Source organism: Streptomyces sp. NPDC001732 (assembly GCF_053596315.1).
The window spans coordinates 251,189-264,149 of the sequence record NZ_JBSFFY010000005.1; the positions used below are offsets into that span (position 1 = coordinate 251,189).

At 70.0% G+C, this 12,961-nt stretch carries 12 protein-coding genes; 11 read left to right on the top strand and 1 reads right to left on the bottom strand.

Features of this window, described 5'->3' with window-relative positions:
* Positions 1-7 precede the first annotated feature (7 nt).
* From ACWCXX_RS08895 to ACWCXX_RS08930, 8 genes are all read left to right on the top strand, one after another.
* Positions 8-442, top strand: coding sequence for a DUF6892 domain-containing protein (locus ACWCXX_RS08895; protein WP_451125629.1), 435 nt, complete (start codon positions 8-10; stop codon positions 440-442).
* A gap of 292 nt (positions 443-734) precedes the next feature.
* Positions 735-1,361, top strand: coding sequence for a DUF402 domain-containing protein (locus ACWCXX_RS08900; protein ID WP_451125652.1), 627 nt, complete (start codon positions 735-737; stop codon positions 1,359-1,361).
* Positions 1,362-1,661: 300 nt separating this feature from the next.
* Entirely contained in the window at positions 1,662-1,970 is a 309-nt protein-coding gene (locus ACWCXX_RS08905; RefSeq protein ID WP_072489575.1) for a hypothetical protein, read from the top strand.
* 177 nt (positions 1,971-2,147) lie between these two features.
* Positions 2,148-3,020, top strand: coding sequence for a hypothetical protein (locus tag ACWCXX_RS08910; protein WP_451125630.1), 873 nt, complete (start codon positions 2,148-2,150; stop codon positions 3,018-3,020).
* A complete protein-coding gene (locus ACWCXX_RS08915) occupies positions 3,010-4,368 on the top strand; it encodes a hypothetical protein (protein WP_451125631.1) in 1,359 nt (452 codons plus the stop codon). Before ACWCXX_RS08910 ends, ACWCXX_RS08915 begins: the two co-directional genes overlap by 11 nt.
* Entirely contained in the window at positions 4,365-5,909 is a 1,545-nt protein-coding gene (locus ACWCXX_RS08920) for an SCO6880 family protein (protein ID WP_451125632.1), read from the top strand. The genes ACWCXX_RS08915 and ACWCXX_RS08920 overlap by 4 nt, the downstream gene beginning before the upstream one ends.
* 153 nt (positions 5,910-6,062) lie before the next feature.
* The gene (locus ACWCXX_RS08925; protein ID WP_451125633.1) at positions 6,063-7,481 is read left to right on the top strand and encodes an ATP-binding protein; all 1,419 of its coding nucleotides are present in this window, start codon (positions 6,063-6,065) and stop codon (positions 7,479-7,481) included.
* A 1-nt stretch (position 7,482) separates the two neighbouring features.
* A complete protein-coding gene (locus tag ACWCXX_RS08930; protein ID WP_451125634.1) occupies positions 7,483-9,228 on the top strand; it encodes a type VI secretion protein in 1,746 nt (581 codons plus the stop codon).
* A gap of 63 nt (positions 9,229-9,291) precedes the next feature.
* Here ACWCXX_RS08930 and ACWCXX_RS08935 read toward each other — a convergent pair whose 3' ends face one another.
* A complete protein-coding gene (locus ACWCXX_RS08935) occupies positions 9,292-9,852 on the bottom strand; it encodes a GNAT family N-acetyltransferase (protein ID WP_451125635.1) in 561 nt (186 codons plus the stop codon).
* A gap of 174 nt (positions 9,853-10,026) precedes the next feature.
* Between ACWCXX_RS08935 and ACWCXX_RS08940 the strand changes: the two genes are divergently transcribed.
* Genes ACWCXX_RS08940 through ACWCXX_RS08950 form a run of 3 tightly spaced genes read left to right on the top strand, consistent with a single transcriptional unit; the run spans position 10,027 to position 12,821 of the window.
* A complete protein-coding gene (locus ACWCXX_RS08940; RefSeq protein WP_451125636.1) occupies positions 10,027-10,731 on the top strand; it encodes an ATP-binding cassette domain-containing protein in 705 nt (234 codons plus the stop codon).
* Between the two features lie 7 nt (positions 10,732-10,738).
* Entirely contained in the window at positions 10,739-12,100 is a 1,362-nt protein-coding gene (locus tag ACWCXX_RS08945) for a sensor histidine kinase (RefSeq protein WP_451125637.1), read from the top strand.
* 55 nt (positions 12,101-12,155) lie between these two features.
* Positions 12,156-12,821: a response regulator gene (locus tag ACWCXX_RS08950; protein WP_451125638.1), complete on the top strand. Its 666-nt coding sequence runs from the start codon at positions 12,156-12,158 to the stop codon at positions 12,819-12,821.
* Positions 12,822-12,961 lie beyond the last annotated feature (140 nt).

Genomic DNA, 12,961 nt, shown 5'->3' on the forward strand with positions numbered 1-12,961 from the left:
TCCCGGCATGCCCGCCTTTCGCGACTTCAACTTCAAACTGCTGGTCATCGAAAAACTCATGTACCAGGACAAGACGCTCACCCCGGCCTTCAGCATCGACGAGTGCCTGAAGGCGAAGGGAGCCAACGACGCACAGCTCTACGCGTTCGACAACGACCTCGCCTACACGGTGCTCGACGAGGCCCGCACCTACTTCGAGGCGCTGGAGATCAGCGAGGAACTGCTGGCGACGGTGGACACCCTCCTCGTCGACGGCGGGCTCCAGGTGTACTACGAGTGCTCCCCCGTCTGGGACGGCGAGGACGATCTGTTCGACGTGGGCTCGCTCGACGACCTCGACCTGCTGCCGAACCTGCGGCGGATCGTCGGCGCCCGGGACTGCGGACTGGGCGTCCCGTTCAAGGAGGAGATCCTCGCCGCCCGGGGCATCGCCTCCGACTGAGGCACCGCCCCGACACGGCCCCGAAAAAGCCACCGTACGACCCGTCACCGCCCGGATCACTGCCGTACGGGCCACTGCCGCGCGGGCTGCCGCCGCGCGTTCGGTCCGTAGCGGCCGCGTACCGTACGACGGCTCGACCGAGCACCGAATGACGACTCGGCCACCCCCCTGCCCCCTCGGCCGAACCCCGCGTGACGGCCCGACAGGTCCGTTACGCGGCAGATCCGGCAGATGATCCGGACATGTGTCCGGTCACGTGTCCGACCTGCGCGGCGCGGGCACGATCAACGGCATGAACGACGAGCCGGGCCGGATCCTCCACTGGAACTTCTTCATAGGCGGCCACCTGAGCGCGTCGGTGCCCGTACGCCTCGTCGAGCGCACCGACAGCGGCCAGCTGGTGTGGATGGAGACCGGCACCCCGATGTGGCGCACGGACCTTCCGAACGGGGCGCACCTGCGGGACATCGCCCCGGGCGACCGCCCGGCCGGCGGATACCCGGTGGTCGCCGACCGGTGGCCGATGGGCAACGCGCTCTTCTACCAGCCGAACGGCGCCGCGCACTCGGTGCTCTGGCTCTTCGGCCGTCGACAGAAGTTCCGCGGCTGGTACGTGAACCTGGAGCGCCGGATCCACCGCGGCGACGACATCGACATCGCCGACCACGAGCTCGACATCAACGTGGCCCCGGACCGGAGCTGGCGGTGGAAGGACGAGGAGTCCTTCGCCGAGAAGACCGGCGATCCGGCCTACTGGTCGGCCGACGAGGCATCTGCCATCCGCGACGAGGGCCACTCGGTCGCACGGCTCGCCGAGGCCGGAACGTTTCCCTTCGACGGCACTTGGTGCGATTTCCGGCCACCACGATCCTGGAAGACCCCGCCCCGGCCTCCCGTACCGCGCCACCCTCTGCTCTGAGCGCCCCTGCTCCGACCAGGTCGGGGACCTGTCGAGGCCTGCACAAAAGTCTCGGCCAGGGTGGCGGAATGGCAATCATTGCCCGGGGTCACCCCCCGTGATACACAGAGTAACCATACGTATTCGGTCACATCCGGCTCGATCCGCTGGTCAGGGCAGCCGGATCGGTCAAACGTGCGGGATCCGGGTAAAGAGAGCCGTCAAGTCGTCGTGCCAGAGCAGTTTCATCAGCGAAGATAGAGAGCGACCCGTGCCGTGCGGCAGGGGGCAATGAACTACCCAACAGGGGCGGTGACTTACATGATCCTGGCAGCGGAAAAGGGCGACATCACCACCATCATCGGCGGAATCGCCCCGAACTGGGGGCCGTTCGGGACCTTGGGCAACGAGGCCCGCGTAATGATCGAGGTCGTGATGGCCATCGCCATCCTGCTGTGCCTCGGCATCGCGGTGTGGGGTGCGGCAAAGCAGCGCATCGGCGCCACGGCCCTGCGCGACACGTTCAGCGCCGAGCAGGGCAAGGGGCTGATCGTTGCCGGTCTGACCGGTGTGTTCATCATCGGATCGCTGGGAACCGTGTTCACCATCGTCTACGGAATGGCCGTCTGACCGGCAGTCGTTCCACGCCAGGGGCAGTCCCGCCCACCCCCACCACCCGTCCGTCGTGCCCACCGGCAGAGGTTGCGTCTCCCTGATGTCGAGTCATCACACCGCGTCCGCGCGGAAACCTGCACGGCTACCGTCGTACTACCCGGTTCAGGAAACGGTTGAGGGGGCGTACGCGGCATGAGCCACGGCGACGAGAGCGGCTACGGCGGCGACTCGGTCCGTACCGACGATGCGTACAGCACCATCGGCGGCACGCGCCAGACCCGTACCCGACTTCCCGACGGCGAGGGCGGCGACGGCTACGGCGCCTCCCGCCGCCCCGCCCGCAAACCACGCTCCCTCGTCACGGTGGTCGGCGTGGTCGTCCTCCTCCTCGCGGCCATCGCCTTCGCCAACATGGGCGGCGGCGACAGGAACGACGACGGCGACGGTTCGGGGGGCGCGGGAAGCAAGCCCGACTCGTCGTCCACGGCGGCCACGGGAACGAAGCCGGTGACGGGGAAGAACGGAACGATCCCGTCGGGGTTCGCCCACGACGAGCAGGGGGCGCAGAGCGCGGCGTCCAATTACGCGGTGGCGCTGGGCTCTGTCGGGATGTTCAAGAAAGACAGCCGTCACGAGATCGTGAACACCATTTACACAGCTGAGGCAGCGGCGAAACTCAGAGGACCGCAGGACACCGCATACTCCGCCGACTTCCTCGCGAAGCTGGGACTGGACCCTTCCGGGAACGCCCCGCAGGGCAGCACATTCGTCTCAAGAACGATCCCCGTGGGGACGAAGGTCGAATCCTTCGAGGGCGACACGGCCAAGGTGTCGGTCTGGTACACGGGACTGATCGGTATGTCCGGAGCAGGATCCACCGACCCCGTCAGAACCTCGTGGAAGACCTGGACCGTACAACTCAGCTGGACAAACGACGGCTGGAAGGCCGTCAGCGACACGCAGAAAGACGGCCCCGCCCCAGTTCCCGGCGATGTCGCCGCCTCTACCTCGGACGAGATCAGCAAGGCTGTTGAGGAGTACGGAGGCTTCACATATGCCCGATAGCCTGCGCCTTCGAGCCCGCTCCGTCATCGCCGCACTGGCAACGGTTCAAACAGCTGTTGTCCTCTTCTCGGCTCGTGCCTTCGCCGAACCTTCGCCCACCCCTACGGCACCGAGTCCCAGTCCCAGCGCGAGCAACAATGCCTGTGACTTGCTGATCGGTCCTGCGAAGCAGTACTGCGAGGACGGCGACGCCGGCGCCCCCGCCGCCGACACCGCTCGCTCCGGCCTGAACGACTCCCTCGACCCGCTCTCCTCCCTCGCCCGCGGCTGCGCCGACGCCGCCGCGTGGATCGTCGGCAAGCTCAGCGAGGCCGTGAAGAGCACCGCCAACGTCGATTTCACGAACACCAAGTTCCTCCAGCAGTACGCGATCGTCTTCGCCGCCTCCACCATCCTCACGCTCGTCCTGTGGCTGCTCGCCGTGGCCAAGCGGGCGATCCGTGGCGTGCCGTTGACGACCGCGATCTCCGAGGCCGTCGGGTTCCTGTGGCTGACGGTGCTCGCCTCCGCGTTCACCCCTCTGATCCTCTACACGATCGTCTCCGCGACCGACGGCGTCACCGAGGTCATCGCCACCTCCTCCGGCGGGCAGACGGACGTCTTCTTCGGATCGTTCGCCGAAGCGCTCAAGAAGGGCTCCGACATCGGCGGCGGGCCGATCATGCTGATCGTCGTCTCGCTCGTGTCGATCCTCGCCGCGGGCATCCTCTGGCTGGAGCTCGTCATCCGGGCCGCCCTGCTCTACGTCGGCGCCCTGCTCGGCACCGTCGTCTACGCCGGGCTCGTCGACAAGAACATGTGGGGCCACGTCCGGCGCTGGGCGGGCATCATGATCGCGGTGATCATGGTGAAGCCCGTCATCGTCGTCGTACTCGGACTGGCCGGCGCGCTCTCCCAGGGCGAAGGCCCGGACGCGTTCTCCGCCGTCGTGTCGGGTCTCGCCATCATCCTGCTGGCGATCTTCGCCTCCGCGATGATCTACCGGTTCGTCCCCGGCTTCGGCGACGAGATCCAGGGCGCCCGCACCAACCGCAAGCAGGCCACCGACGGCTCCCAGGCCGCCGCGCTGGTCAGCTCCCCCGCCGCCCTCGTCTCCCAGGGCATCAAGACGCACAGCGGCCGCAGCGGCCAGAGCGGCTCGGACGGCGGCAACGGCGGAGGCAGGCCCGCCAATCCGATCAGCGGCGGTGTCGCCGCGCACAGCTCCCGCGGCTCCGGCGGCGCCTCCGCGCCGTCGCCGCGCAGCGGATCGGCACCGACCTCCGGCACCCCGCACGGCAGCCGCTCCCACCGAGGCGGCGGATCAGGCAGTTCAGGCAACAACAGCACGGGAGGTGGAGGGCGTTGACGACTCCGTCCCACACGATCGCGCCCCGCCGCACGTATCTCATCGGCCGGGCCCGGCCGAACGCGATCGTCGGCAAGAACCGCGAGACCGGCGAGATCGCCCTGATCATCGTCGGCGCGTTCCTCGGCATGATGAGCGGGCTGATCGTCCCCGTCCTGTCCCTGCGGATCGCGCTGCTCACGGGGTTCCCGTTCCTCGCCCTGGCGATCGTGTACCTCCCGTACAAGCACCGCACCTTCTACAAATGGTTCGAGATCAACCGCAGCTACAAGCGCACCCTGCGCCGCGGCACGACCTACCGCTCCGCCGCCATGGAGGCGGGCGTCGGCGTCGACGGACGCGAGGTCGAGATCGGACCGCCCCCCGGCATCGGCCGGATCAACTGGCTCTCCGCACCCTTCGGGCCGGACGAGATCGCCGTACTCCTGCACGCCGACCGCCGCACCGTCACCGCCGCGATCGAGATCGAGGGCCCCGGCGTCGGCCTGCGCGACAGCGAGGACCAGGAAGCGCTCGTCGACCGTTTCGGCACCCTGCTGAAGCACGTCGCCAACGGGGACGGCTTCGTGACCCGCCTCCAGATGCTGGCCCGCACCCTCCCCGCCGACCCCGACGCACACGCCAAGGACGTCGCCCAGCGCGGCGACAAGTCCTCCCCGGCCTGGCTGCAGGAGTCGTACGACCAGCTCCAGTCCATGGTCTCCACCTCCAGCGAGCAGCACCGCGCCTACCTGGTCGCCTGCATGCACTACACCCGCGAGCTCGCCGCCGAGGCCAACGCCATGGCCCGCGCCGCCCGGACCGGCCGCAAACTCGACCGGGACGCCGGGCTCGCCGTCGTCATGGCACGCGAGCTCACCGACATCTGCGCCCGCCTCGCCGAGGCCGACATCCGGGTCCGCCAGCCGCTCGGCCAGAGCCGGCTCGCCTCCCTCGTGCACTCGATGTACGACCCCGACCACCCCATCGACCACATCCAGGCCATGACCAAGCGCAACGCCTGGCCGGCCGAACTGGACGCGGTCGAGCCGACGTACCTCCAGGCCAAGACCCGCGAGTCGGTCACCCGCGCGCCCTGGTGCCACTCCACGGCCTGGGTGAAGGAATGGCCGATGACCCCCGTCGGCGTCAACTTCCTGGCCCCGCTCCTCGTCCACACCCCCGACGTGATCCGTACGGTCGCGGTCTGCATGGACCTCGAACCCACCGAGGTCGCCATCGAGCGGATGCTCACCGAGAAGACGAACGACGAGGCGGAAGCCAACCGCCAGGCCAAGATGAACCGCACCGTCGACCCCCGCGACATCGCCGCGCACGGCCGGCTCGACCAGCGGGGTGAGGATCTCGCGAGTGGCGCCGCCGGGGTGAACCTGGTGGGGTACATCACCGTGTCGTCCCGCTCGCCCGAGGCCCTCGCCCGCGACAAACGGACGATCCGGGCCTCGGCCGGCAAGTCGTATCTCAAACTGGAGTGGTGCGACCGCGAGCACCACCGCGCCTTCGTGAACACGCTGCCGTTCGCCACCGGCATCCGCCGCTGACCACCGACCACCCACCGCCGACCGCCGCCCACACCACCGGCAGCCGACGGAACCCCGGACCGGCCGGCCCCACCGGCCGCCGGTCACCAGCCATCGACGACCCACCAGCCACGGACGACGACCGAGAGAAACGAGAGGGAGGTCGGTCACGCCATGCGAGACCCGCTGTCCGCACTGTCGGACGCCTTCACCGCCTTCCTCTTCGGGAAGGTGGAGACGACCAGACTGCCCGTCCGCACATCGACCGGACAGGCCCAGGCCGTCTACCTGCCCACCGCAGCCCCCGGCCTCGGCGACTCCGGCGTGATCATCGGCCGCGAGGTCTACTCCGGCAAGGGCTACATCTACGACCCGTTCCAGCTGTACGGGCAGCAGCTCCCCGCCCCGCACTGGCTGGTCCTCGGCGAGTCCGGCAACGGCAAGTCCGCGCTGGAGAAGACCTACGTGCTCCGCCAGCTCCGCTTCCGCGACCGCCAGGTCGTCGTCCTGGACGCCCAGGGCGAGGACGGCGTCGGCGAGTGGAACCTCATCGCCCAGGAGCTCGGCCTCACCCCGATCCGCCTCGACCCGACCGCCGCGCTCAACGGCGGCATCCGGCTCAACCCGCTCGACCCCTCGATCACCACCACCGGCCAGCTCGCCCTGCTCCGCACCATCATCGAAGTCGCCATGGGCCACGGCCTGGACGAACGCTCCGGCTTCGCACTGAAGGTCGCCCACGCCTACGTCAACGAGACGATCACCGACCGCCAGCCGGTCCTGACCGACATCGTCGAACAGCTCCGCCACCCGGAACCCGAGTCCGCCGAGGCGATGAACGTCGACCTGGACGACGTACGGGCCTGGGGCCTGGACGTCGCCCTCGTCCTGGACCGACTGGTCGACGGTGACCTGCGCGGCATGTTCGACGGCCCCACGAGCGTCGGCATCGACCTCGACGCCCCGCTGATCGTCTTCGACCTCTCGCACATCGACCGCAACTCCATCGCGATGCCGATCCTGATGGCGATCGTCGGCGTCTGGCTGGAGCACACCTGGATCAGGCCCGACCGGAAGAAACGCATCTTCCTGGTGGAAGAGGCCTGGCACATCATCAACTCGCCCTTCGTCGCCCAGCTCTTCCAGCGCCTGCTGAAGTTCGGCCGACGCCTCGGTCTGTCGTTCGTGGCGGTCGTCCACCACCTCAGCGACGTCGTCGACGGGGCGGCGGCCCGCGAGGCCGCGGCGATCCTGAAGATGGCGTCGACACGAACGATCTACGCCCAGAAGGCCGATGAGGCCAGAGCGACCGGACGGGTGCTCGGCCTGCCCCGGTGGGCGGTCGAGATCATCCCGACCCTCACCCCGGGCATCGCGGTCTGGGACGTCAACGGCAACGTCCAGGTGGTCAAACACCTGATCACCGAAGCCGAACGCCCCCTCGTCTTCACCGACCGCGCGATGACCGAGTCCTCCGCGGCCGAACTCCTCCCGGACGACGTACGCGCCGCCGACCTGGAGGCGGAGGAACGCGCCGCGCGGATCGAGCACCAGCAACGGCTGAACGAGTCGTCCGAGTCAACGGTGGCCTGACGTGGCGGGGCGCGCTGAGGAACGTACCGGCGGCAGCGCAGGCACCGGCGGCGGCATCCCGGACGGCCTGCTGATCGGCCTGCTGGGCTTCCTGCTCGGGCTGACGCTGCTGGCGTGGATGGCCACCGGCCTGGCCGGACTGTTCGCGCACGGCGCCTGGCCCGAGGGGGTCACGCTCCCCAAGACCCCTCTCGCGATGCGCCGACTCGTCACCGCACCGCACGACCTCCCGGCCGCCTGGCCGAACACCCCGGCGGACGAACTCTCGGGCTACGGACTCTTCTGGGGCCTGTTCATAGGCGAACTGATGGTGCTGCTGGTCCTGACGGTGTTCGTGCTGGGCGTCCTGGCCCGCTGGCGGGTCGTACGCGCCGGACAGCGCGCCGAACGCCTGGAGAAGAAGGAACAGCAGCGGTACGAGCACCTGGAGCAGAAGCAGGAAAAGCGAGGGAAGCAGCGGAAACAGGAACGGGAAGGGGAACGGGAGCAGCGACGGGGGTACGCCCACGAGCCGGAGCAGCAGTACGCCGAAGCCTCCGCCCCGGCCCCCCGCAGAGACCCGCGGGAGTCCGCGAACACGGCGGCGGAAGAGATCACGGAGCCGTTGTCGGGACTCCACGAATCCGCCGACACGCACCGACCCACCATTCCCGCACCAGGAACCACCGGCGCCGCGGCCGCAGATTCCACCCTCACAAGCACCACAGCCCCCGCAAGCACCACGGACTCCACAAGCCCTACAAGCCCCACAAGCCTCATCGGCTCCACCGGCTCCCCAGACCCCGCAGCCGCCGCCCTGCCCACGCTCCCCTCCCCCCGTACACCCCTCGTCGTCTACGGCTCCGCCGCCACCCGCCGCCCCGCCGCGGTCCACGCCATCCACGAGGCCGACGGGCCCGCGCTCGTCGTCACCTCCGACCCCACCGTCTGGGCCGAGACGAAGGACGCCCGCGCCAAGCTCGGCCCGGTCCTGGTCTACGACCCGGGCCACCTCTGCGACACCCCGGCCCGGCTGCACTGGTCTCCCACCGCCGGTTGCGAGCAGCCCGAGACGGCCACCGCCCGCTCCACCGCCCTCCTGGCCCCCGTCCGGCCGCAGGCCCGTATCGACGCGGCGACCGCCGACACCGCCGAAACACTCCTGCGGTGCTGGCTGCACGCCGCCGCCATCGACGGCCGGCCCTTCCGCCAGGTCCACCGCTGGGCCCTCGGCAACAGCGCCCACGAGCCGGTGCGCCTGCTCCGTACGCACCCCAAGGCGGCCTCCGGATTCGCCGGACTGCTGGAATCCGCACTCACCTCGCACCCCGAACGCCGGGAGATGGCACAGGCGTTGACGGTACGCGCCTTCGCCGTGCTCTCCTCGGTCCACATCCGCGAAGCCTGCACGCCGAACCGTGCCGATTCGCTGGTGCTGGAATCTTTCGTGGCCGAAGGGGGCACCCTCTATGTGGTGGGTGAGCCGATCGAGGACCCCCGCTCGGGGCCGGGGGCAATGCCCCTGCTCACAGCACTCGCCTCATACGTGGTCGAGCACGGCCGCCGCCTGGCCGCACGGTCAACCGACGGTCGGCTCGACCCACCAATGACGCTCGTGCTCGACGACGTCGCCGCCGTGGCCCCGCTCCCCCGGCTTCCGGAGCTGCTGTCGACCGGTCAGGCCATGGGCCTGTCGGCCCTGGTCCTCCTCCGTTCCCGCGAACAGGCCCGCGCCCGCTGGACCCAGGAACTCACCGTCTCGCGCTGACACCCCCCGCCCCCACCGATACCACCGCTCGCACCACCCGCTCACTCCGGTCGCTCCGGTCGCTCATTCCGGACGGCTCACCGCGTGCTCCAGTTCGCGCTTGGACGGGTCGCCCGGCATCGGCACCGACCGGCCGGTCGCCACGAACCCGATCCGCCGGTAGAACGCCGCGGCCCGCAGATTGTCCTCGTGCACATACAGCCGCACCCGTTCGATCCGCGGCTCCTCCAACGACCAGGCCCAGTCCGTCCCGGCCCGGAACAGCTCCTCGGCCAGCTCCCGGCCACGCGCCTCGGGCCGTACGAACACGCCGACCACATGCGCCTGGTACACCCCGGCCGCCTCACCGAACCGCGCCTCCGCGTCCGGCCGTTCGACCAGCACGGTGATGCTGCCGTCCCACCGCCCGTCGGGGGCGACGGCCACGAACTGCCGCACATCACCGTTCCCGGCCTCGGAAGCATTGAGCGCCCGGTCCTGCCAGAACGCGTCGGAATAGGCCACGCCCTGCTCGTACGTCTCCAGGAACGCGATGGACGCGACCGGGTCCCGCAGTGCGGCCAGCCGCAACTCCTTGACCCGATCCCACTCCTCGGCACGTACGACTCGAATCACATGTTCCATCCGCCGATCCTGCCCCTGCCGTCCGACCTGCGCAAACAACATTCCGCCCCGCCGCCGGACACGTGCCCCGGCACCCGGTCCCGTACCCGGTGTCGTACCCCGGTACTACGCGCACCGGTACGTCCCGCCCCGGGGCCGACGCCCGCCACGGGCCCGCTCCGTAGCGTCGGTCGCATGATCAGGGCTCACGAACTCACCAAGCGGTACGGCGACACGACCGTCGTCCACGGCCTCGACTTCACCGTCCGGCCGGGCACCGTCACCGGCTTCCTCGGCCCGAACGGCGTCGGAAAGTCGACGACGATGCGCATGCTGCTCGGGCTCGACGCACCCACCCGGGGCCGCTCGACGATCGGCGGACGCTCGTACGCCGCCCACGGCGCGTCGCTCACCGCGGTCCCCCGCCGGCTCCCGGTCCTGTGGGCGAAGGCGGCGGTCTTCACCGCCACCGTCCTCGTCGTCATGACGACCACCGCCCTGCTCGCCTTCCTCGTCGCACAGCTCTTCCTCGACGACACCGACCAGGCCGCCTCGCTCGGCGATCCCGGGGTGCTCCGCGCGATCGTCGGCAACGCCGCGGGCACCACCCTGCTCAGCCTGATCGCACTCGGCCTCGGCGCCCTGCTCCGCTCGGTTCCCGGCGCCATCGGCGCCTACATCGGCGGCGTCATGATCCTGCCGGAAGTCCTCTCCATGCTTCCGTACGACGCCGTGGAGAGCGCGATCAAGTACTTCCCCACCCAGGCGGCGGGCGCCCTCGGCTCCGCCACCCCGCTCGCGGGCGAGGCATCCCCGGGCGGCGCCGTGCTCGCCCTGTGCCTGTGGGCCGGAGCGATCCTGGGCGCGGCCGCCCTACTGCTCCGCCGACGCGACGCATGACCCGGGCATGACGAACCGCGAGGATGGGCGTGTGACGAACGACGACAGGGGCCGGGTCCAGGAGGCCGCCCCGGACACCTTTCCCGGCTCCACCCGGCTCATCGGTCCCGTACAACGCCTGCTCCAGCGGGTCCGCGCGTTCGACCGACGCCGGCCGATGGTCTGGAACGGGCTGCCGGCCGCGTCCTGGGTACTGTTCGCCGTCCTCGACGTCACCTCGGGCGGCTGGCGCACCGTCGCCCTCGACCCGAACGTGTCCGGGACACTGGTCCTGGCGATGAGCGTCGCCTTCTCCGCACCACTGCTGTGGCGGCGCACGCACCCCCTGGCCGTACTGGCGTTCATGGCCCCGGTCTCCCTGGTGAACGCCTGGTCCGGGGCCGTCATCCAGGCCGCCCACCTCCAGGAGATCGCCGTCTTCAACATCGCGCTGCGGCTGCCCGCGCGGGCCCTGGCGTGGGCGGGCGCCCTGGTGGTCGCCCCGCTCCTGGCCGGCGCGGTGCGCCACCCGCGCAGCTGGGACCCGCTGATCGCCCCCCACCTCTGGGCGTTCGCCCTCGCCGCACTGCTCGGAATCGTGGTCCGGACCCGCAAGGAGTACACCGAGGCCCTCGTCGACCGCGCCCACCGGCTGGAACTGGAACGCGACCAGCAGGCCCTCCTCGCGGCCGCCGCCGAACGGACCCGGATCGCCAGGGAGATGCACGACATCATCGGCCACAACCTGTCCGTCATCACGGGCCTCGCGGACGGCGGCGCCTACGCGGCGGCCAGGAGCCCGGAACGGGCCGCCCAGGCCCTCGAAGCCATCGGCACCACGAGCCGCCAGGCCCTCACCGAACTCCGCCGCCTGCTCGGTGTCCTGCGGGACCACCCAACCGAGGCCGACCGCGCCCCGCAGCCGACCCTGGACGACCTGGCCGAACTCCTCACCGGCGTACGGACGGCGGGTCTTCCCGTGTGTCTGAACGTCCACGGCACGCCCCCACCGGTACCGCCCACCGCAGGACGTCAGCTGACGGTCTATCGCGTGGTGCAGGAGGCCCTGACGAACACGCTGAAGCACGGTGGCACCACCCCGTCCCCGACCGCCGAGGTCACCCTCACGTACGGGCCGGCCGAGCTGGAAGTCCTGGTCACGGACACGGGCACCGCCACGGACACCGTCACGGGTGCGGACGCGGGTACGGACACGGGGTCGGGGCCGACCGGTCGTGGTCGCGGGAGCAGTGGGCAGGGAATCACCGGGATGCGCGAGCGGGCGTCCCTCTACGACGGCACGCTCGAAGCGGGCCCGCTGCCGGCCTCGGCGCCCACGCCCGGCTGGCAGGTGCGGCTCCGGCTCCCCCTGGCAGACAATCCCTCGTGACGCCGAAGCAGAAAGCCGGAAGACAGACCCTCGTGATGCTGGAGGCCACCCCCTCGTGACGACCGTGCTCATCGCGGACGACCAGCCGATGCAACGCTTCGGTTTCCGCATGCTGTTGGAGAGCCAGGACGACATGACCGTCGTCGGCGAGGCCGGAAACGGCCACGAAGCCCTGGAGCTCGTTTCCCGGCACCGGCCGGACGTGGCCCTGATGGACATCCGCATGCCGCTCCTGGACGGCATCGAGGCCACCCGACGCATCATCAGGACCGGTGCCCGCACCCGCGTCCTCATCGTCACGACGTTCGATCTCGACCAGTACGCGTACGACGGTCTCCGCGCCGGCGCCAGCGGCTTCCTCATCAAGGACGCGCTGCCGGAGGAGCTCCTGTCCGGCATCCGGGCCGTGGCCGGGGGCGACGCGGTGGTGGCCCCGAGCCTCACCCGTCGACTCCTGGACGCGTATGTACAACATCTGCCGACCGTTCCCGGCGGCCCCACCACCCCGGACCCGCGCATCGCGTCCCTCACCGAACGGGAGAGGGAAATCCTCACGGTCATCGGCAAGGGCTGGTCCAACACGGAGATCGCCGCCCGGCTCCATCTCGCCGAATCAACGGTGAAGACCCATGTCACGCGCATTCTCGCCAAGACGGGGTCCCGCGACCGGGTCCAGGCGGTCATCCTGGCCTACGACACCCACCTGGTCACTCCGGCCTGAAAACAAAAAACCGCCAGAAGGCGGTATGGGTGGTGAAAACAGAAGAGCCCCGTGCCGCAAGGGCACGGGGCTCTCCCAAAAGGAGTCCGGCGGCGTCCTACTCTCCCACAGGGTCCCCCCTGCAGTACCATCGGCGCTGA